The sequence below is a fragment of the Motiliproteus sp. MSK22-1 genome (assembly GCF_001968815.1).
In the GTDB taxonomy this organism is placed as follows: Bacteria; Pseudomonadota; Gammaproteobacteria; order Pseudomonadales; family Balneatricaceae; genus Motiliproteus.
In genome coordinates this window covers 73,715-94,918 of sequence record NZ_MIEQ01000062.1, presented here as the reverse complement: position 1 = coordinate 94,918, position 21,204 = coordinate 73,715, and the positions used below count along the sequence as shown (strand labels likewise).

Below are 21,204 nucleotides of genomic sequence, written 5' to 3'. Positions count from 1 at the left end.
TGGCGCCAATCCAAACGAAAGCACGGTTCAAAAGTTCAACGTTGCTGAGTAACAGGTCATCTCTACCGATTCTATTGAAGTCAGGTGAGGGATAATCCGAACCGAAATTTTTTCACCAGTGCTTATTCGTTAATATCAATCATTAGTACCTAGATTAACTGGAAAGCACCATGAACAACCAAGGCCAATCTCTCAAGCAAGCAAACTCCGATCAATACCAGGTCGAAATGAAACTGAATGAATATGGCTCAATTGATGTCGACTACTACCGCGCCCGGGCAGAGTCATTGCGTGCTGACTACTTGAAGGGGCTCTTCGTCTCCGTAGTCAGTAAGCTCAAGAAGTCTGCAACATCCATTGATCTGGGCAATCTTTCAGCGCCTAAAGCCAACATTGTTTCTTCACAGAAGCTGACTCTTTCAATCTAAAGAAAGATCGTCTCCAGAGGCTGTAACCTCAACTATCAGGCAAGTTATTGATCGATTGTCATAAATTCAGGTAGTTTTACAGCCTCTTCCTCACCTTGGTTAGCTTTCTCGTGCCATACTCTCTCTGGTAAACGTTTGTTGGCTGAGCACAAAGGGGGATCACCGGGGTGAAACGACTTTACTACCTTTCACAGGACTTAGAAGATACTCGCCAGATATCTGAAGACCTTCATCAGGCAGGTATTACCGACTGGCACTTTCGCGTTATCTGCAAGCACCCGGAAGGCCTGTACCAACAGCATATTCATTCCGCCAATCCCCTCCATCGTCTTGATGTGATTCATTGTGGCCAACAGGGTGCACTGACAGGCGCTGTATTTGGGCTTGTACTGGCCAGCTCTCTTCTATTGCTGAATCCCCCGGGATATCCCACTGATCTGAAGATGTTTGCCTTGATTATCAGCATCTGCGCCCTGATCGGTGCCTGGATCGGCGCCAGCAGTGGCTTATCCCACCAGAATTATAAAATTTCCCGCTTTCATGAACGAATTGAAGCGGGACAGTATCTGTTGATTATTGATATAAAAAAGGCTCAGGAAGAAGCCGTCATTGAAGTTATGCAAAAGCATCCCCACGCAATACCTGCGGGCCAGGGAAGTAGCTTCACCAATCCCTTTCAGGATCAGGAACCTTTGGACCCTCAGCCTGCACGTAAGCGCTGAAGCTTGATTAAAGCAATCTGCTGATAGTAAAAAGCCCGATAATTGTTAAGCCCCCCTGACATATTTTCGGGCGTCACCCCCTGTCCGCTAAACACTGTATAATTCAGTCTTTCATCGCTACCCCCAAACACTAAAGTCTCTTGCCTCTGTTACTTGTAACCACAGGAGATACAACTTCAGTAATCAGGACAGGTCCACCGCGGTATGAAGCACTCTCCGTCAGATTCAGATTTTTCATCCGCACAGCTAAGATGGGATCAGGAAGGGCGTCCGATTTCAGATCATTATCAGGACTTTTACTGTTCTATGATTGATGGTCTGGAGGAATCTCGATATGTATTCCTGCAACAAAACGATTTGGCCCAACGCTGGGAGAATCTATCTGATCATGAGCATTTCACCATTGCAGAAACGGGCTTTGGAACAGGACTGAGCTTCTTAGCCAGCTGGCAACTATGGAGAGAACAAGCACCTCCCTCTGCCAGGCTCCATTTTATTTCAGTTGAAAAGCATCCTTTGAATATTGAGGACCTTCAACGTTCACTTGGCCCCTGGCTGGATCTTCAGCCCCTGATAAAACAGTTGCTTGATCAGTACCCCCCCGCCTGCCCCGGTTATCATCGTTTAATTTTCGATCAGGGAAGAGTTTCGTTAACCTTGATGCTGGGGGAAGCGGAACAGCAGCTTGAAAAGCTTGAGGGTAAGGCTGACGCCTGGTTTCTGGACGGTTTCTCTCCTGCGAAGAACCCCGATATGTGGACACCAGCCCTATTTACAGCAGTGGCCAGGCATAGCCATACAAGGACCACTTTCAGCACATTTACCGCTGCCAGCATGGTTCGAAAGGGCCTGATTGACGCTGGTTTTTCTGTATTCAAGGCAGCAGGTTTCGGAAAAAAACGTGAAATGTTGCGAGGAGTATTCTCTGATTCCTCCTTCCAGCAAAATAAAAAGACCTGGCATTCCCCTCCCGTCAGCTCAGAGCTGACCAGATCAGTAAAACAACGCCGTGCCATTGTTATCGGCGCAGGCATCGCCGGATGTGCCAGCGCACGGGCTCTGGCCAACAGAGGCTGGCAGGTTGAACTCATTGATCGAGGAGCCGAGGCAGCCAGCGAAGCCTCAGGAAACGCTCAGGGGGTACTCTATGCAAAATTGCCGGCCACTCCAACGTCACAGAGTCGTTTCCATTTGGCAGGCTATCTCTACAGCCTGCGGATAATTCGCCAGCTGCTACCGGAAGATGATTGCTGGTCCAGCTGTGGTGTGCTGCAATTAGCACTGTCCGGGAAAGAATATTTAAAACAACAGAAGTTGCTGCGACAACATCATTATCCTTCGCAGCTGGTCAGAGGTGTGGATCCCGACCAGGCAAGCCAGTTGGCGGGAATTTCAGTACAGCATCCTGGTTTATTTTTTCCAGAAGCTGGCTGGATCAATCCTCCTGGCTTATGTCGTGCGCTGTTGGACCACCCTGCTATCAGCTGCCAATTTAACTGTGAAATCAAGGATATAAAAAAAGATAAGGACACCGGGAACTGGCTAGCTCTCGACTCTGAAGGCACCTCATTAGCCGATGCACCGATTCTGATAGTTGCAACCGCTAAGGATGCTGATCAATTCAGTCCCACTAAGCACTTTCCCCTCAAACAGATTAGAGGTCAGGTCAGCCGTATTCCCCAGACCGGAAAGCTTTTGCCAAATAGGCAGCCACAAGACAGTCTCTCAAAAGACAACACTCTAACAAACGGAACTCAAAATGACGGAACACTGAAAACAGTACTCTGCGGCAACAGTTATATTTCCCCTCCCTGGCAGGGATACTACTGTTTCGGTGCGACCTTTGATCTGAACAGCAATAACCGAGAGTTATGTGACGAAGACCATCAACAGAATCTAGCTAATACAGAAACGCTGATCCCCTCTCTTACCCGATTGCTGCGAGTGGAGGATCAGGGTTCTCAGCTTGGCAGGGTTGGCTTTCGTTGTACTTCACCAGACTACCTCCCGTTAGTCGGGCCCGTTCCGGATAGAGATGCTTTTATTGAAAACTATGCAAAACTGAGAAACAATGCCAAGGCAGTGATAGACACCCCTCCAAAACATTTGGAAGGTCTTTTTGTCAATCTGGCCCATGGCTCAAAAGGAATGATTACTGCTCCGTTAGCTGCTGAAATCATAGCCTCTCTGATCAATGAGGAATGCTGTCCGTTGGAGAAACCCCTACTGGACTCTCTCAACCCTGCACGTTTCATCATTAAGGATTTGGTCCAGCGGACGATATAATAGACTGAATGCGAACGAAAACGAACTCAGGAGTCTAACTGAGGGTAGAGTTACAGCGAGCAGAAAACCCCGGGGGAGGCCATAATGGCACTGGTTATTTACGATCATGGTTACCGAATTCAAACACCGGTTAGCTCTGTTCTACCCGCACGGGTAGTGGAGCAGTTAACGGAGCTTCAACCTGGTCGTGGTATCCCCTCCTCTGATAGTAGACTAAATCCACCAGAAGCAGAAATTCCAGGAAGTAATAGGCAGTCCCCCGGCAACAAAAATGCCAGCCAACAAGGCGAAAGGGCTCAGCAGGCTTATCGGCAAACCGAGAGGCTCAAACGCAGAGAGTCTGACACACCGAACTTGGCCGTCGACAGAATAATGACTTCGCCGGTTGTTACCATTGCAGCAGGTGCAAAAATAGCGGATGCCTGGCAACTTATGAATACACACCGTTTACGACACTTAGCCGTTGTTAATCCTGCGGGAAAAATAATGGGGATTCTGACCGAACGAGACCTGTTACGTCGCCACACCCTGATGCCCCACGCTGGCCCTCATAATCCACGGCAAAACATTGACGGTGGTTACTCAACTCAGCTTATCGTTGCCACGGCCGATACGCTTATCCGCGAGGTTGCGCTGGTTATGCACGAGAAACAGCTCAGCTGCGTACCCATTGTTGATGGCGCTGGTAAACCGGTCGGTATTGTCACTCGATCAGACTTACTGCCTCTGATAATCAATGATAAAAAGTTAGAACAATGGGCGTAAAGTGGACGGCATTGTCAGGTTAACGGCTTGCCACCCTTATCTGAACCAGAAGAGATTTTCCGGTAGTCATCAACCAATGGTTTCTCTGAGCGAAAAAAGCGCAGCAAAAAACCAAAGACTCTTGCAATGCCACGGGCAATTTTAGGTAACAGCCAGATAAGTAGCAGGATAAATAACAACAATCCAGCCAAAAATACGTAAGGGTGATTCAACGCTGCCCAGACTCCAGCAATAACAGCAACATCTTCACCTAAAGAAGCAAACCAGTTAGTAAAGGGCTCCGGCGATGTGTTGATCATCACCCTCCCCCCAGCCTTCACTGCGTGACTACTGGCTGCCAGGCCTCCCCCGACAATAGCAGCAGCAAGCTCTACGGATCCACTGACATCTCCTACCGCCCCTGCGGCCAATGCAGCACCAGCCGGTATACGGATAAAGGTATGCAAGGCATCCCAACCACTGTCCACACCAGGAACCTTGTCAGCAAAAAACTCCACGGCGTACATCAGGGCGGCAGCTGAGATCACCATAGGGTTAGCCAATACTTGCAGATCAGGCGGTAAATCGATATTCCCGGTATTGGCCATAAAGCCAAGCATTAATAAGGTCGCATAAAGGTTGATGCCACTGGCCCAACCAACCCCCATGGTCAGAGCGACCATGGTAATTATCGAATCGAGCTGCTCCATTTGAGTACCTCATATGCCACTGAAGGTTATTCCCGAAGACAAAAGCCAGAGGTTTAAAGAAGCCGTTATCGATTCCCGACCTCATTGGAATAACAAGCTGCTATCAGTATCGAGTTTAGTCCCTTAATAGAAACTTAACAGATATCACAGTCGTCTGAATGGCCAGAGTGCCCGCCAGGGTCACCTCCAGATTGTTTGACAAGATCCCTGCTGACTTGTTTGTTTACAATGGTGCAGGTTTGCATATGTGTATCAAAGTGAATGACGGCTTCTCCGCTCTCCAGTAGCCGCTTTACTCCAGCTACTTTTTCAGCAAGTGAGTACTCCTGATGACCATAATCGGTTCCCTCACGAGTTACGTATTCTTCAACAAGCCCTTGCAGAGCATCATCACTTATCTGGTCAAAAGGAATCTGCATATTCTCTAGAAAGCCTCAGCATAATCCTCAAAAATTTTTAACAGTTGAGGCTCATCGATCACATCAATACCCAGCCCCTGTGCTTTAGTTAGCTTTGAGCCAGCCCCGGGGCCTGCAACTAAACAGTCCGTTTTTTTGGAGACACTACCACTCACTTTAGCGCCCAACTGCTCGAGCTTTTCTTTGGCTTCTCCACGCGTAAGAGTTTCCAGAGTCCCGGTCAACACATAGGTTTTTCCATTAAGAGGCTGTTGATCCACGGTAGGAAGTTCGACCACAGGCCAGTGAACACCCGCTGCAATCAGGCCATCCAAGATCTCTAAGTTATGAGGCTGTTGAAAAAAGACCCGGACATGATGAGCGACAATGGGCCCGACATCAGGAACAGCCTGCAGCTGCTCCTCATCAGCCTCCCGAATCGCTTCCAGGCTACCAAAGTAACGAACCAGACTCTTGGCAGTGGTTTCTCCAACCTCCCGAATACCCAAGCCATATAAAAACCGTGGTAGCGTGGTAAATCGGCTCTTTTCAATCGCCTGCAACAGGTTCTCTGCAGATTTGTCCCCCATGCGCTCAAGGCCAGCGACTTTTGGGTGTTCCAGACTGTAGAGATCATACAACTGCTTTATCTGCCCATTATCAACCAATAGCTCAACCAGCTTATCCCCCAGCCCATCAATATCCATCGCTTTACGGGAAACATAGTGTTTAATCGCTTCTTTTCGCTGCGCCCCACAACTGAGACCACCACTGCAACGAGCCGCCGCTTCCCCTTCTATACGCTCCACCAAAGCACCACAGACGGGGCAATCACTCGGCAACTCAACGATCTTCGCATCAACAGGGCGCTGTTCCAAAATGACGCTGACAATCTGAGGAATAACGTCACCGGCACGACGAATAATCACGCTATCGCCTATACGGACATCAAGGCGCTCCACTTCATCCATATTATGTAAGGTTGCATTACTGACTGTGACGCCACCAACAAAAACGGGCTTCAACCTGGCAACCGGCGTTACCGCTCCGGTACGACCTACCTGAAACTCAACATCTTCCAGTATTGTCATTTCCTCCTGAGCTGGAAACTTGTGAGCAATAGCCCATCTGGGAGCGCGCGAAACAAAACCTAGTTTCCGCTGCTGGAGAATGTCATTAACCTTAAAGACAATACCATCAATCTCATAAGGCAGTTGATTACGCCTCTCAGAAAGCTGAAGATAATATTCAAGACAAGCGGCCACACCCTCAACGGCTTTCATTTCAGGATTTATCTTTAATCCCCACTGTTGAAGCTGCAGCAAAATTTCTGTATGACTCTCCGGTAGCGATCCCTGCTCCACCAACCCTACACTGTATGCACACATTTCCAAGGGTCGACGGGCCGTTATTTTGGGGTCCAGTTGCCGTAAACTACCCGCTGCAGCATTTCGCGGATTTACAAAGGGTTTTTCGCCTTGCTTCAGGGCTCTTTCGTTAAAAGACTGAAACCCCTGCTTTGGCATGTAAATCTCGCCACGAACTTCCAGAACCAATGGCCAGTCACCTCCTAATAATCGAAGAGGAATACTGGGAATTGTTCGCACGTTTAGTGTGATATCCTCGCCAGTACTGCCATCACCCCGAGTCGCCCCCCGCTCCAGAATTCCATTACGATACAATAAGCTAACGGCAATGCCATCCAGTTTGGGTTCGCAGCCATAGACGACGGGCTGATCAAGATCCAATCCAAGGCGCTCATGGACTCGGCGATCAAAATCCTGCATATCAGATTCGTTAAAGGCATTGTCCAATGAGAGCATGGGCATCTCATGGGTTATCTGAGAAAACCCTTCCAATGCCATGCCTCCGACCCGTTGCGTCGGAGAGTCGGGCACAACCAATTCCGGGAATTGTTGCTCCAGCGACTTCAGTTGCTGGAATAATCTATCATATTCCGCATCCGGGACACTCGGATCATCCAGCACATAATAACGATGGTTATGGCTCTGTAATGTACTTCGCAGACTCTCTATTTGCTGCTCAACAGTTGGGGAATGAGTTTTCATCTAGGCGCGTTTCGCCAGCCGTCGACGTTCGTAATCACGAATCTCCTGTCGATAATGTTCAATTGTCTGTGAGCGCATAACACTGCGGTTCTCATCTTTAAGCTGCCCGTCCAGGTTATCAGCAACGCACTGGGCAGTGGCCAACATACAATCAAAAGCATTCATTAATTCTCTTGGCTCTGACATATCCAAAAAGAAGGTAACGGCCGGCGTTTCAAAATGATCCGCTTGGGAGAGATCAAAGTAGCCGGGTTTTATTGCATTAGCCATGCTGAATTGTATTGCCCCCTGGCTGGGACCATCCTCATAACGATGGAAGATATTCATATCGCCAAATTCCATGGCACAGGCCTCAAGCAGCCTGAACAACGGCTTACCCGGTAATGGGTTTCGTCCGGCCACATTAATGACCAAGACCGGGGCTGATGCAACATTTTCTGAAGAAGAGCTTCGCCCCTGCTCCACATTCTGTTGTTGTGCTGGCGAAGAAACGCTTTTCTTTCCGGCCTGATCCGACTGTTTCTTTTTCGCTTTAGTCGTCGGTTTCTCATCAATAACCGGCTCTGGAGCAAGATCAGGGTCCAAATCAAAGAAACTTGTTTGTATCTCTTCACGAAGTCGGCTGATACGTGATTTTTTGGCTGGTTTCGCTGCTGCCTTTTGAGCCTCGGCCTCCTTCTTAGCCGAGGATTTACGATTTCTCTTTTTAGCGGTCCTTTTTGTAACCGACTCGGCTGCCCCTGCAGTTGGCTCTAAATCTGAAGTTGCTTCGAGATCTGTAGCTGCGTCGAGATCTGAAGTTGCTTCGAAATCTGTAGTTGCTTCAAGATCTGTAGTCGGCTCCAAGCCTGAGTCATAGGCCGCTACAGCTCCAAACTCAGCTTCTATCGCCTCCATATCCGGATCAAAACTGTCCGCTTTGATTCCGCTCTCATCAGCCATCCCCTTACGGGATGAATATCCACTTAACTCTTTGTCAGCTGCCGACCTCATTTCCGAGGTGAGTTCATCAGAATCTGTTCTGTATACTTGATGACCAACAACGGATTCTTCAGAAAATGGCTCTACCGATACTGACGCAATATCATCGACTGAACTGGAATTTGTTGGGCTGCTCTTCGATCGACTCAGGCTATTGTACTCACGCCCTTCACCATTTCGCATTTGCTCCATCAGAACGGTTACCGGTTGACTCAAATCGAGTCCATCAGCGGTCACTACACCATCATCTTCCACTAAGGAAAGGGGAGCTTCTGAAATATCAGGTCGGCGTAATGAATTCCTCTGTTCAAATTCAGGCTCTGTTCTTTCTTCTGTACCAGAAACCCTCGCGTTCCCTGAAGCAAAGGTGGATTCTGTTTTAGTCCTTGCAGGACCGATGACTCCATCATCATAATTATGATTATCGCAGTGATGATTATCGTAGCGATGGCTATCAATCTGATTGCGATCAACGCGATGATCTTCAAAAGAAGGCTCGCTATACAAGCTCTCTAAGTCGTCATCTAACGATGTGTCTATGCACGGATGTCCTGATAGGGCATCGTCTTCTTCATCAGGAGTTTCGAAGCGCGACTGACTCAAGCGGGTTTGAAGTTCATCAGCCTGACCAGACGAGCGCCGGTTTTCAGCAGCAAGCCCGGCCAATTCATCAGCTTCCGACTGATAGTCGCTCCCCCCTTCAGGGTCAGCAATTACAATCCCTTCACGATCACTAGCCTGATGTTGTTTCAAGTATGGTGTGGCGGTCATTTCCTCAGTATCGGAATCTAACCATCGATCAGCCCCCTGACCAACTCCTTTTAGCCCGGCATCCATTAACAGGTCTATATCCCGATCGGTTGAACCTGAGTTGGCAACGAAGGCCCGTCGGTTTAAATCAATATCAGAGTCAAAACTGTCTGCTGTTTTTCCAACAGATTTTCCGGCTGTTTTTTCATCTGTTTTTTCACCTACGGCAACTCGTGCGCCACCATTAGGCAACTCACCGTGAAAATCTTCCTCCGGCAGGTTATTAAACTGACTATCAATATCCAAACGCAATTTATTGCGATTACGCATGCGCCGAACGCCGTCTAGAACAATCAAAATCAAAACCACGACGCCAGCAACGATTAACCAATCACGTTCGCTCATATCTCAACCAATGTGCCTCTCTTTATTATTGGAGCTATTCTAATACTCCTGCAACTCTATACCTACTAATTCTGAATCAGGAAATCAGAATCAATCCTTATTTTCATCTTCACCGAGCAAGCGTTTTAATCTCTCTTGGTCACTATCGGCCAGATTGGGATTAGGTTTACTGACTTCGGCGCTACGACGTCGAGAAATCACCAGGACCACAAGGGCTCCAACCACCAGCAACACAATAGGGCCATACCATAAAAGGGCTGTTGAGCTATCTCGTTTTGGTCTGTAACGAACGAAGTCTCCGTATCGAGCCACCATAAAATCAACAACCTGCTGGTTAGATTGTCCCTCCTCCACCATTCGGTGAATCTCGCGTCGCATATCAGCAGCAATAGGCGAGTTGGAATCTGCCAGATTCTGATTCTGACATTTAGGACAGCGTAACTCATCAGTCAACGTCTTAAACTGCTTTCTATTCTCCTCATTCGCAAAATTATAGGTATCTATAGCAGCAACGCTGATGAAGCTACACCCCATTGCCATACTCAGGAGAACTATTCGAACCAGACTCCAGGGTTTTAAATTAGTATGCGCGACTATTCTTTGTATAAAGGCAGTTCGTACTGGCACACGTCTGATTCGTCCGTAACTGTTCAATTAGACCTCCTAACCCTTGTTACCTGAAGCACGACGCTCTCGTTTTAAACGCCGGGTTTGCTCTGATAAGAACTGCTTCTTTTTCAACAACGGACTGGCAATATTAAAGATCAGTATAGCCAATGCAATAGAGTAGCAGGTCCAGACATACTGACCATGTCCTCCCATATTGAAGAACTCACCAATAGTATCGAAATACATCCTATTGCTCCTCTATCATTTGTTGTACCCAACCCGCTCTCTTTTCCCGATGCAATATTTCAACACGAGTTCTCAACATCAATGATACTGCGAAAAAGCAGTAAAACCCCAATACCATTATTGCCAGCGGAATCCACATTTCAGCGGGCATCGAGGGTTTTTCAAGCACCGTAAAAGTTGCAGGCTGATGCAGGGTGTTCCACCATTCTACCGAGTACTTGATAATAGGAATATTTACCAATCCGACTAATGAAAGCACGGCCCCCGCTTGCCCGGCACTGATGTCATTTTCAATAGTGGTGTGTAAGGTATAAACACCAATATACAGAAATAGCAGGATTAGCATCGAAGTTAACCGAGCATCCCATACCCACCATGCGCCCCAGGTTGGTTTGCCCCAGATAGCACCGGTTACCAATGCCAGTACAGCAATGGTTGCTCCAATTGGAGCACAACTCTTGGCTACCATATCAGCAACTTTCATTTTCCAGACGAGACTGATGGCGCCAGCGATAGCCATCAAGATGTAACACGACTGTGCCAGCACCGCTGCCGGAACATGAATATAGATTATTCGGAAGCTATTCCCCTGCTGATAGTCAGCGGGAGCAAATGCCAACCCCCAGACCATCCCCACGGTCAGTAAAACCACTGCCGCTATAACAAACCACGGAAGTAAGCGGCTACTGATGTCGTAGAACCAACGGGGGGAACCCAGTTGATAAAACCACTTTGGCATTTTCCAGGACTTAGCCATAGTTATACTCGTTAACCATTTTGATATTTAGCGTTTTGTTTTTTACTTACAAAAGTCTTCAGTTCACATAGCGTCTAATTGCTGACACTTATTTTCAAGGCAGCAGCAATCGCTAAGGGAGCCAACACAATTCCCAAGGCCAGAATGGCTCCAAGTATTGCAAGATAGCCTGCAATCGGCAATCCACCTGTAGCGGCCTGAACCGCGCCGGTACCGAAGATAAGAACCGGAATATAAAGAGGCAGTACCAACAACGTGATTAACACCCCTCCTTTCCTTAAGCCAACCGTTAAACCTGCTCCAATCGCACCGATCAGACTCAAGGTTGGAGTTCCAATTAACAACGTCAAAACCAAGGCACTCAGCCCTTCACTGGGTAAAAACAACATGACCGCCAATAACGGTGACATGATAGTTAACGGCAAACCACTGATCATCCAGTGAGCACACACTTTAGCAACCACCAACAAGGCCATAGGTTGCGGGCTCAATAACATCTGTTCTAATGAACCATCATCAAAATCAGACCTGAACAGGCTATCCATGGATAGCAATGTCGATAACAGCGCTGCCACCCAGACAACCCCCGCCGCCACTTCAGACAAAAACTGCGGTTCTGGACTCACCCCGAGAGGAAACAGGGTAGCAACCATTAAGAAAAAGACTAATGGGCTGACCAGATCATTTCGACGACGATAGGCAAGCAACAGGTCTCGTTTAAGGGTCATCACAAAGACCCGCGACAGAGACAGGTCTGAAGCCGCTTTATTAGTCATTTCCCACCTCCTGAGGTTCCCCATTCAGTGGAATTTTCGCCTCCCAGATGAACCTGTCTAAGCCCTTTGATGGCCAAGTCATGGTGCGTGGTCAAAATAACACTGCCTCCATTTTGAGAATGGGTTTCTACCAAGGCTTCAATCGCGGCCACCCCTCGCTTGTCAATCGCGGTAAAGGGCTCGTCCAATATCCACAAAGGTGCACGACTCAAATATAAACGGGCGAGACTGACACGACGATTTTGCCCCGCTGACAATGAATGACAGGGCACATCCTCATAGCCATACAGGCCGACGTTAGACAAGGCATCAAATATCCGCTCTGTTATGCTGTCTGTTTGAGGGTGCAGAGCCGCATACCAGCGCAGGTTCTCTTCAGGCGTCAGTGTAGCTTTAACTCCCGGCAGATGACCAAAATAGAGCAGGGCTTCGAGGAAGTCATCTCTTACATCGGCCAGCGCCTGGCCATTCCAGATGAGTTCCCCCTCAAACGCCTTCGAGAGCCCGCTGAGAATACGCAGCAATGTGGTTTTTCCGCTACCGTTAGGTCCTTCGATCTGTAAGACTTCACCGCGAGACACGGAAAAGCTCAGGTTCTCAAATAGGACTCGATCATCACGTTCACAGAACAGATCCTTTACGTCTAACAGGGGCCTAGACAAAATTAGCACTACCTTTTGTGTCTACAGACTGATGAATGCGCAACAAGCTGGCAAATAAGCAACAGCCTGGAAACGATGCAACGGAAGAAATGCATACCGGACACACTTCCTATGCACATAAAATCAGCGCATTATATACGAATATTCAAATACAGGGGCACTAGCTAAGGCCATTCTTGATCTGCATTATTGATTGGATAAGCGTCAGGGCTGCTCAGCAAAGCAGAGAACCATTTTCTCTGTGCTAATTGAAAGGACAAAGAAGCCGATAAAGAAGAATATAACCTTGAAGATCTGTACTGATACTCTCTAAAGAATGTAGGAAGAACAATTGATTGACCAGTTGAACACTGCAAGCATTCAGAAGCTCAGCGCCGAATTAGCTAGTGGTCGCCTGGAATCGCTGTTGCGAATCGGACAAACGCAAATAGCAAGGGTACTGGAGGTATCACCTCAGGTAGCCCGACCTGCCCAGCCGTTAACCGGTCAGACGCCACAGACAGTAAGTCAACCCTCTCGGTCAGGTAATGCGAGTTCTCAATCTGCCGATGGAAAAACAACAACCTCCGGAGCAACACCTAATCTTAAGACCTCATCGGAGTCAACAGCCCCGGCAGCAGCAAGAGCAACCACTCAATCCACGGCAGGACAAAGCAACACCGGCACTAACTCTGCAGCAACCAGCCAAACAGCTTCAAAAAATCAAGCTGCGTCTCAAAGCCAATCACCAGCTAACTATCAAGCGACAGGACAGAAAGCAGGATCGAAAATAGTACCAGCAGGCGCAGATAACCCCGCATATCAAGCAAAAATCAATGCAGAAAAGCACTTGCTGCAAATACAGTCCCCCAAGCTGCCCCCTAATAGTCCAACGACAAACCGCAACGATGCAACAGCCACGCAAGGCAATGCCGGTCCAACAACATCTCAACCAAAACCTGCAGCAACACAAGCCAACGTCACCAGCAACATCGAGAACAGGGTTTATCGAACCAAAATCAGTATTGAAGGAAAAGTTGTCGAAATAATCATGCCTCGACCGGTTAAGGCAGGTACGGAAATAATGATCAGCCGGGATGCTAATAATCGCCTGACTGTAAACGTTCCTCAGCAAACCAATCCAAGTCCACAGCCGACAGCAACAGCTTCACCACAGACTCAGCTGTCTTCACAACCGTCCGCCAGCTCAACGCAACAGGCTCCATCAGCATCACAAAATATCCCCCCCGGCCGAACAGCGGCTCATGGATCTGTAAACACCGCTCTGTCCCCTGCTGATCGGCTCGTCACTTCTGAAACCCTGGTTCGCCCTGGAGAAAGAGCACTTGCCAGGGTGATTCAGGTCACCCCCGAATCCGGTGCCAGACCAGTGGAATTGCCAGCCAACACTGCCCATAAACCTGCGCCACCGCTACAGCCAGCAACGTATTCACCAGCACAACGAGCAAAGCAAACCTCTCAAACAGCAAATGCGGCAGTGCCCCAACATACAGCAACCAACCTCAGCTCTTCTGCCCGGCAGGCACCCAATACTCAATACCGCATCACTTTGGATCTACAAGGGCGTAATGTAGAAGTTGTTGCTCCCAGGCCCATTGGCATCGGAACTGAAGTAAGAGTACAGCAAGACAGTCAAGGTCAGGTTACGTTAAAAATTCCTACCGGAAGTACTCAGGCTGTAGAGAAGGCTCTGAGAGAGCATATGCCGTTACAACAACCACCTAACCAGCTATTGAATCTATTGACTGAGCCACAAAATGCGCTTCAAATCAGTAAAGCTCAGCCGTTGTTACAAAGCCTGGTACAGATTCTACTGGGACGATCAATTGCAACTCCCCAACAGACAGATGCACAGAGTGTGCGTCAACAATTGCTTAACAGCGGCACACAATTTGAGAGCAGAATAGCCAAAGGTGATACCACGGTATTTCAGCAGGATCAAAAAGGGCTGCTGATGAAGCTTCAACAGAACCTGACAGGAGCCGACTCCAAAGCCATTCCTCAGCCCCTTGGGCAACGCATTACCCAAATGACACAACAGGCTATCAGTCGAGTATTGTTCAATCAGGTTTCCAGTCTGGCGCAACAAGCTCAAGAAAGCGGTAGTGAGCAAGTCAGACAGCACCTTGCCTTGGATATTCCGGTGCTCTGGCAGGGAAGGAACGAGAACATACACCTTCGAATCAATAGCGACGACCCCCGCCAAAATGACGAAGGAGAAGAGCCTGAACGTCGCTGGAAAGTTCAGTTGAGATTTGAAATGCCGGAGATGCCGCCAATGGGTGCAGATTTGGCATTGGAAGGAGGTAAAATCAGTGTCCTTTGGTTTGGAAGCAAGGAGACACGGGAGCTGTTAGAGCCTCACCTGGATCAATTACAACAGACGCTGGAAGGAATTGGGCTGGAAGTTGACACCTTGGCTATTCGCGAACAGGAACCTCCAAAAGCAGAGCTACGCCCTCCCAGACAACGCTTAATAGATGTAAAAACATGATGAATATTAGCACTTGATGGACAAGCAACCTCCTAAACCACCAATCGCCGTTGCTCTGACTTACGATGAAGAGCGTCCCCCTTATGTCGCAGCCAGCGGCAAGGGGTTGATTGCTGAACAAATAATACGTATTGCCAAGGAGCATGGTGTACTTATTCACGAAGACCCGGCATTGGTTGAGTCTTTAGCCTGCCTGGAGCTTGGACAGGAGATACCTGAAAACCTGTATAAGGCAATCGCTGAAGTAATCAGTTTTGCCTATAGTTTGCGGGCCACTGATCAGAAAGACAGTCATTCAAAAGTGTCATCTATTGGGGAGTAGTCTGGGGTTTCATCTCCAGAATAACTTTATCGACCGGACTCCAGTGCTGGAGAGGTCTTAATTTCACGATGAAGCAACGCCATCAACTCAGCTTCCGGACGGGCAATACCACAGCTGGACACCAGATCATCGACGTCAGCGCCCATTTCCATTAACTTAGCGGCCTGGTTATAAGCCAACGCTCCTGGATCACGGTTTTCCAACTCCTGCTGTTTTTCAACGGTAATGTTAAGCCGACTTTCTACCTGCTTGAGGCGACGCCCAACGCCGATGGAACCACTGTTCATGACCTTGATTTCGTTACGAATGACATTAACCAGCGCATAATATTTCTCTTCACTGGCCTGTAGTCGTCGATAGACATTAACGGCTATTAACAAGGCAACTATAGCGATCACAGCGACGCCTGCCAGCAATACCCAAAACAGCCCCGGACTCATCATCAATGATCGCTCACCTTCAATCGCCCAATCACATCACGGCAATTTCAGACCACTCCTCATCGGTCATCATCTTGTCCAGTTCCACCAATATCAGCAACCGATCATCTTTATGGCAGACACCCTGGATAAATTTAGCACTCTCATCCGTACCCACATTGGGTGCAGTTTCTATTTCTGACTGGTTTAAATAAACCACTTCAGAAACCGCATCCACCAGAATACCCAGCACTTGTTTCTCAACTTCCATAATCACGATTCGAGTATGTTCGGTAACATCAGCAGTCGGCAACCCAAAACGTTGACGAGTATCGATCACCGTCACTACATTTCCACGCAGATTAATAATTCCCAAAACATAACTGGGAGCACCGGGAACAGGCGCAATCTCCGTATAACGCAACACTTCTTGAACCTGCATGACATTTACGCCATAGGTTTCATCCTCAAGAAGAAAAGTCACCCATTGCAATACTGGATCGTCGCCACTACCCGCTGTCTTAATATCCATGAAATTTCCTCTTTAAAATCCAGTGCGCTATCCGCTACGCTGTTTTTTGGTCCATCGTGGAGCTTTGACTTTTGAGCTGTCCTCATTAACCAATGTAACCAACGCAGATACATCCATTATGGCACACATATGCTCAACTACCGTGCCAGCAAGCCATGGCCTTAATCCTCGATCACTGCGCCAGCGAACCTGGTCGGGAGTCAGAGAGATCGCTTCTGCAACTTCATGGCAGGCCATCCCCCAATCTGTACCTTCCATCAAAATAACATAGCGGAGATTTTCTCCAGCTGCACTGGTATATTTTTCCGGCATAACCCAACGCGCAGTATCGATGGTCTTGACTGTACCTGCGGTTTTCGATGGCAGCAAGCCCAGAAACCAATCAGGCTGTCCAAACAGTGGCGTCAGGTCCTCGTCCATTGTTAAGACCCCTCCCAGCTCTTTCAACGGTACGGCGAGAGTTAAGCCCGCTACTTTAAACAGCAAACACTCAAATTTTTCCTGAGCCCATTGGGGTCGGCCATTGACCCAGTCCTTGGATGGGCTAACAGGCTCCACCGCGGCTGAAACCGTATCCATGGTAGCAACATCAACCGTTTTGGTTACTGTTTGTCGCTCTAAAGTTTCAACAACATCGGTAACCGGAGCTGGCTCTACTGAAGTGACTGTCTCAACAACTGCGGTATGGTTCGCAGGCGCTGGCGTAACCGCAGTTTCCACCTCAGTGGCAACAGTAACCTCTGTTTCTACCTGGGCCAGAGCTGTAGCATCCTGCAACAGAGAGTCCAGATACTCTTGAACAGCCTGTTGAGGTGCTATTGTCAGCGTCCTCGCCTTAGATAGTGTTTTTTCACGTAGCCGATCGTTATTCAAGTGCTTTCAGCCTCATTCACTTACCAGACTGCTCCTGTTCACGCTTCTCCGCTGCCAAAAGCGATCTCATTAGCATACCGTATGCTCGAACCCCATGGGTACTCGGATCAATGGCCGAAGGCACTACTCCCTGTGTGCTAGCATTTCTAAATTTAGTATCAACCGGAATCACCGCCTGGGCGATTTCATTTGGATAGGTCCGTTTTAGCAATCGCAAACTTTGCAAAGAGGCTTGTGTACGTCGATCAAAAAATGTCGGCAGTATATAGTAGTTAAGCTTCTTGGTCCTTGCCTTGTTAATCATCGCCAGAGTCCGCACCATACGCTCTAAGCCTTTTATGGCCAGAAATTCTGTCTGTACCGGGACAATCAATCGCTCACAGGCGGCCAAAGCATTGACCATCAGTACACCAAGAACCGGCGGACTATCAATCAAAACGTAGTCGAAACGATCCCACAAATAAGCCAGGGCTTTGGAAACGACGAGCCCCATGCCGTCACTGCCGACAGCTCTGCGCTCCAGAGTTGCCATTGCCGTTGAAGCAGGTATGAGATTTATCCGATCATGACTGGTATTTAGCAGCAAACGGGCAGGTAACTCCGCATCAACCTGGCCATTATGTAAAAACAGATCGTAGCCACTGTGCTCAAGAGTATCAGGATCATAACGAAAATAGCTGGTAAGCGAGCCGTGGGGGTCCAGATCCAGCATAAGCACATCAAAACCCTGATCGGCCAGCAGACCAGCTAAGGAAACTACAGTTGTAGTTTTCCCAACGCCACCCTTTTGATTTGCTACTGCCCAAATATGCACTACGGTGTTTCCTTCATATGAATGGCCTATCGGCACAAGGTCTTATCAATAAGACTCAATCACTTTTATGGGAGTCAGGCATTAAGACGCCTATTAGGATTACTCAGCCGAATCCTGTGTAAAAATAACCCCTTCCTCTGTTTCAACCTGCTTAATTGCTCCAGATTGCTCTGTTTCGATTCGTTCTCTTAATATCGCTTCAACCGCATCATCACTGATAAACTCACTACCGTAGCTGGTTAAAGCTCTGCGCACTCGCTCATCTCTTGAGACGATAATTTTAACCCGACGATTTTTACTGCGTCCTCGAGCAGTAATATTACTAACCTTAGGTTGATATTGCCCATAGCCAACAGCAGCCATCCGTTCAGGCGCGACACCAAAATGGTTTAGCATTCGCACCACTCCGGCGGCCCTGGCTGCCGAGAGTTCCCAATTAGAGGGATACAAATCACTTTGCATAGGCCGATCATCGGTAAATCCTTCAACATGAAGCGGATTATCATAACGGCCTAAAATTGCTGCTATAGCCTCCAAAATAGGATCTGCATCCAGGCTGGGAATCGCACTACCGCTTGCAAACAGCAGGCTGGACTGGATCTCTATCTCTAGCCACAATCGTGTCGATGATACCGATAATTCGCCATCCGCAATAAGTTCCTGGAATCTTTTTTTCGCATCAAATTGAATCTGTTGCAGCTCTTTAGCTTCTTCATCATTAAGTGTAATAACACTCTCACGGGGATCAACGGATGGCTGCTGATCAATCAGACCAATATCTCTTCTATCCGCGCGCGTTTCAATATCTCCTACCGGGATAGGGTCAAACGAATAATCAACGCCTCTGAATACACCTTCAAGAGATTCAGATACAATCCTGAATTTCCCTTCATTTACTGATGAAACTGAATACATTACGACAAAAAATGCGAGTAACAAGGTAATAAAATCCGCATACGAAACAACCCAACGATCGTTGTGCTGTTCGTCCCTGGTTCTTCGTCGTCGACTCATAGCCCCTTCCTGGCCATAGCCATATATTCACTCATTAAATAGTTACCTAAAAATGCTCTGCCACCAATAGCCGTTCAGATTCCACACAGTATTCATAATAACGACTGTTCTTCCTGATTCAGAAGCCTTTAATGCCGCATTCCTTCATGCTTCAACAAACCTTCAAGCCTGATTATTTTAAATAACCTTCGAGCTTAACCCTGATTGAAACAGGATTATGTCCCTGCGCAATTGACAACATCCCTTCCAGCATCATTTCCCGATACTGATAGCTGGCAAAGACAATTGAACGTAATTTACTGGCGATTGGCAGGAGTATAAGGTTGGCTGCTGCGACACCATAAATGGTAGCAACAAATGCTGTCGCGATACCGCTACCTAGCGCCGAAGGCTCTGCCAAGTTGGTCATGACATGAATCAATCCCATTACAGCACCGATAATCCCGACCGTAGGCGCATACCCCCCCATACTTTCATAGAACTTTGCTGCTTGTAAATCCCGCTGTTCGCGAACATTAAGCTCTACTTCCAATACCCCGCGAATGACCTCAAGCTCACTACCATCGGCGATTAGCTGGAGGCCTTTTTTCAGGAACTCGTCATCTTCGAGATCCGCTTGCTTTTCTAAGCCGAGTAAGCCATATCGCCGCGAATGCATGCTCCAGCCAACAACTTTCTCAATGCCTTGATTAAAGTCGATATCTGGTGGTTGAAAAACCCAACGGGAAATTTTCAACGCCCGCTGCATATCGGTAGCAGGAGTCTGCAGTAATCCAGCCCCGAGAGTACCGCCAAACACGATCACCGCTGCCGCACCGTTCAAAAGGGTGCTAACGTGCCCACCCTCTATATAATTACCACCCAGAATAGCGACTACCGCGAAGATTACGCCAACCAGGCTGAGGCGATCCATCTATGCCCCCAATGCTGAAATCAGGGTCTCGCTAACTTCACTTAAATCCAAGACCTGATCTGCCAGTTGTGCCTGCACAATGGCTTGAGGCATGCCATAAATAACGCAGCTCTCTTCGTTTTGAGCCCAAATACTGGAACCTGAGTTTTTCAGCATCCGAGCCCCTTCCCGCCCATCAGCACCCATTCCCGTCAAAACAATACCCAGCACTTTTCCGGGGAATTGCTTAGCCGCCGATCCAAACGTTATATCGACACTGGGCTTGTAATTAAGGCGCTCATCACCAGCTATGATTCGAACCTGGCCTCCATTTCGACTTTCAACCATCATTTGCTCCCCGCCAGGGGCCAAAAGAGCAAGACCAGGCTGCAATCGATCACCGTCCTTTGCCTCACGAACCTGAATACTGCATTGCTGGTTCAATCGCTCGGCAAATGCACCGGTAAAGGCCTTCGGCATATGTTGAACGATTAAAATAGGGAGAGGAAAGCTTGCAGGCAACTTTGTTAATATCTTTTGAATCGCTACCGGTCCGCCTGTAGAGGTACCAAAGACCACGAGTGAGCACTTACCACTCAGATTAGCGACAGGGCGTCGAGCTGCTCCTGTTTTGGGTAATGTCCGTTCTGCTACGGGTCGTTCCTGCGATGCAGGCCTTGTCGAAACGCTACTTCTGGGACGAAGACTAGAATTTGAAGCAGATCTTTCAGTGCCTGGAGAGGAGCCTCTGACAGGCGCAACTCTCCCATCGACAGCTCTTCTGCTATCAATGCCAGTGCTTCTCGTATCATTACGTCTTGCACCGAAATCACTGCTGTCAGGCGTTTTATGGCCCAATGGCCGACTGCCGAGTGTACTGATGGACGTTTTAGCTACTGCGAGAATACGCTCAATCAGGACGTTTTCCAGACGCCCCTTTCCCGGGGTCATCTGTTCATAACTTTTCGGTAAAAAGTCTACTGCACCGGCTTCCAATGCTTCCAGCGTAACCCGCGCTCCTTCGTAGGTGAGGGAGGAAAACATCAAAACGGCCGTTGGGCAGGTTTTCATTATCTCACTAAGCGCAGTTATACCGTTCATCACCGGCATTTCATAATCCATGGTGATAACATCAGGCTTTAGCTGTTTTGCCTTTTCAATCGCCTCCTGCCCATTCTGTGCGGTGCCTATCACACTGACACGCGGATCAGAGTTGAGAATCGTACTGACACGCTGTCTGAAAAAAGCGGAATCGTCGACAACCAACACGGTTACCGGCATATAAGTGCTCCTGTCGTCGC

22 protein-coding genes are annotated in these 21,204 nt (G+C 48.3%); 6 read left to right on the top strand and 16 right to left on the bottom strand.

All coding sequences use genetic code 11. From position 1 onward, the window contains the following. The first annotated feature begins 170 nt into the window (after positions 1 to 170). The 4 genes from BGP75_RS19230 (at position 171) to BGP75_RS19215 (ending at position 4,201) form a co-directional block, all read left to right on the top strand. Positions 171 to 428, top strand: coding sequence for an RSP_7527 family protein (locus BGP75_RS19230; RefSeq protein WP_076720507.1), 258 nt, complete (start codon positions 171 to 173; stop codon positions 426 to 428). A 167-nt stretch (positions 429 to 595) separates the two neighbouring features. After that, positions 596 to 1,150, top strand: coding sequence for a hypothetical protein (locus BGP75_RS19225; protein ID WP_076720506.1), 555 nt, complete (start codon positions 596 to 598; stop codon positions 1,148 to 1,150). A gap of 204 nt (positions 1,151 to 1,354) precedes the next feature. Next, entirely contained in the window at positions 1,355 to 3,436 is a 2,082-nt protein-coding gene (gene mnmC / locus BGP75_RS19220; protein WP_076720505.1) for a bifunctional tRNA (5-methylaminomethyl-2-thiouridine)(34)-methyltransferase MnmD/FAD-dependent 5-carboxymethylaminomethyl-2-thiouridine(34) oxidoreductase MnmC, read from the top strand. Positions 3,437 to 3,520: 84 nt separating this feature from the next. Next, complete coding sequence (locus tag BGP75_RS19215; protein WP_076720504.1) at positions 3,521 to 4,201, top strand: HPP family protein; 681 nt, start codon at positions 3,521 to 3,523, stop codon at positions 4,199 to 4,201. A 14-nt stretch (positions 4,202 to 4,215) separates the two neighbouring features. Here BGP75_RS19215 and BGP75_RS19210 read toward each other — a convergent pair whose 3' ends face one another. The 9 genes from BGP75_RS19210 to ccmA form a co-directional block, all read right to left on the bottom strand. Beyond that, positions 4,216 to 4,890, bottom strand: coding sequence for a DUF4126 domain-containing protein (locus BGP75_RS19210; protein ID WP_076720503.1), 675 nt, complete (start codon positions 4,888 to 4,890; stop codon positions 4,216 to 4,218). Positions 4,891 to 5,024: 134 nt separating this feature from the next. Continuing rightward, positions 5,025 to 5,309 (bottom strand): YheU family protein, encoded by a 285-nt coding sequence (locus BGP75_RS19205; RefSeq protein ID WP_076720502.1) that lies wholly within the window; start codon positions 5,307 to 5,309, stop codon positions 5,025 to 5,027. Positions 5,310 to 5,314: 5 nt separating this feature from the next. Next, complete coding sequence (gene ligA, locus BGP75_RS19200; protein ID WP_076720500.1) at positions 5,315 to 7,357, bottom strand: NAD-dependent DNA ligase LigA; 2,043 nt, start codon at positions 7,355 to 7,357, stop codon at positions 5,315 to 5,317. Continuing rightward, positions 7,358 to 9,493 carry a cell division protein ZipA gene (zipA, locus tag BGP75_RS19195; RefSeq protein ID WP_076720499.1) on the bottom strand — a complete coding sequence of 712 codons (2,136 nt, stop codon included), beginning with the start codon at positions 9,491 to 9,493 and terminating at the stop codon, positions 7,358 to 7,360. 90 nt (positions 9,494 to 9,583) lie between these two features. Then, complete coding sequence (locus BGP75_RS19190) at positions 9,584 to 10,033, bottom strand: cytochrome c-type biogenesis protein (protein ID WP_076720498.1); 450 nt, start codon at positions 10,031 to 10,033, stop codon at positions 9,584 to 9,586. A 123-nt stretch (positions 10,034 to 10,156) separates the two neighbouring features. Next, positions 10,157 to 10,348 (bottom strand): heme exporter protein CcmD, encoded by a 192-nt coding sequence (gene ccmD, locus BGP75_RS19185; protein WP_076720497.1) that lies wholly within the window; start codon positions 10,346 to 10,348, stop codon positions 10,157 to 10,159. 1 nt (position 10,349) lies between these two features. Then, complete coding sequence (locus BGP75_RS19180; RefSeq protein WP_083704923.1) at positions 10,350 to 11,105, bottom strand: heme ABC transporter permease; 756 nt, start codon at positions 11,103 to 11,105, stop codon at positions 10,350 to 10,352. A 74-nt stretch (positions 11,106 to 11,179) separates the two neighbouring features. Continuing rightward, on the bottom strand, positions 11,180 to 11,881 hold the full coding sequence (ccmB, locus tag BGP75_RS19175; RefSeq protein WP_076720494.1) for a heme exporter protein CcmB: 702 nt from the start codon (positions 11,879 to 11,881) through the stop codon (positions 11,180 to 11,182). Next, positions 11,878 to 12,543 carry a cytochrome c biogenesis heme-transporting ATPase CcmA gene (gene ccmA, locus BGP75_RS19170; RefSeq protein WP_076720493.1) on the bottom strand — a complete coding sequence of 222 codons (666 nt, stop codon included), beginning with the start codon at positions 12,541 to 12,543 and terminating at the stop codon, positions 11,878 to 11,880. Before ccmA ends, ccmB begins: the two co-directional genes overlap by 4 nt. Positions 12,544 to 12,874: 331 nt before the next feature. On the opposite strand from ccmA, the gene BGP75_RS19165 reads away from it, so the two are divergent. Further along, the gene (locus tag BGP75_RS19165) at positions 12,875 to 15,037 is read left to right on the top strand and encodes a flagellar hook-length control protein FliK (protein WP_076720491.1); all 2,163 of its coding nucleotides are present in this window, start codon (positions 12,875 to 12,877) and stop codon (positions 15,035 to 15,037) included. 16 nt (positions 15,038 to 15,053) lie between these two features. Next, positions 15,054 to 15,359, top strand: coding sequence for an EscU/YscU/HrcU family type III secretion system export apparatus switch protein (locus tag BGP75_RS19160; RefSeq protein ID WP_076720490.1), 306 nt, complete (start codon positions 15,054 to 15,056; stop codon positions 15,357 to 15,359). A 26-nt stretch (positions 15,360 to 15,385) separates the two neighbouring features. Here BGP75_RS19160 and BGP75_RS19155 read toward each other — a convergent pair whose 3' ends face one another. The 7 genes from BGP75_RS19155 to BGP75_RS19125 all read right to left on the bottom strand — a co-directional run bounded on the left by BGP75_RS19155 (position 15,386) and on the right by BGP75_RS19125 (position 21,184). Beyond that, a complete protein-coding gene (locus tag BGP75_RS19155; RefSeq protein WP_076720489.1) occupies positions 15,386 to 15,802 on the bottom strand; it encodes a DUF2802 domain-containing protein in 417 nt (138 codons plus the stop codon). 28 nt (positions 15,803 to 15,830) lie between these two features. Further along, entirely contained in the window at positions 15,831 to 16,310 is a 480-nt protein-coding gene (locus BGP75_RS19150; protein WP_076720488.1) for a chemotaxis protein CheW, read from the bottom strand. 27 nt (positions 16,311 to 16,337) lie between these two features. Next, the gene (locus BGP75_RS19145) at positions 16,338 to 17,183 is read right to left on the bottom strand and encodes a chemotaxis protein CheW (protein ID WP_076720487.1); all 846 of its coding nucleotides are present in this window, start codon (positions 17,181 to 17,183) and stop codon (positions 16,338 to 16,340) included. Between the two features lie 16 nt (positions 17,184 to 17,199). Further along, a complete protein-coding gene (locus tag BGP75_RS19140) occupies positions 17,200 to 17,997 on the bottom strand; it encodes a ParA family protein (RefSeq protein WP_076720486.1) in 798 nt (265 codons plus the stop codon). Positions 17,998 to 18,096: 99 nt separating this feature from the next. Then, positions 18,097 to 19,011, bottom strand: a complete 915-nt coding sequence (motD, locus tag BGP75_RS19135; protein ID WP_076720485.1) for a flagellar motor protein MotD — start codon at positions 19,009 to 19,011, stop codon at positions 18,097 to 18,099. A 172-nt stretch (positions 19,012 to 19,183) separates the two neighbouring features. Then, positions 19,184 to 19,924 carry a flagellar motor protein gene (locus BGP75_RS19130; protein ID WP_076720484.1) on the bottom strand — a complete coding sequence of 247 codons (741 nt, stop codon included), beginning with the start codon at positions 19,922 to 19,924 and terminating at the stop codon, positions 19,184 to 19,186. After that, entirely contained in the window at positions 19,925 to 21,184 is a 1,260-nt protein-coding gene (locus tag BGP75_RS19125; RefSeq protein WP_076720483.1) for a chemotaxis response regulator protein-glutamate methylesterase, read from the bottom strand. Positions 21,185 to 21,204: the final 20 nt, after the last annotated feature.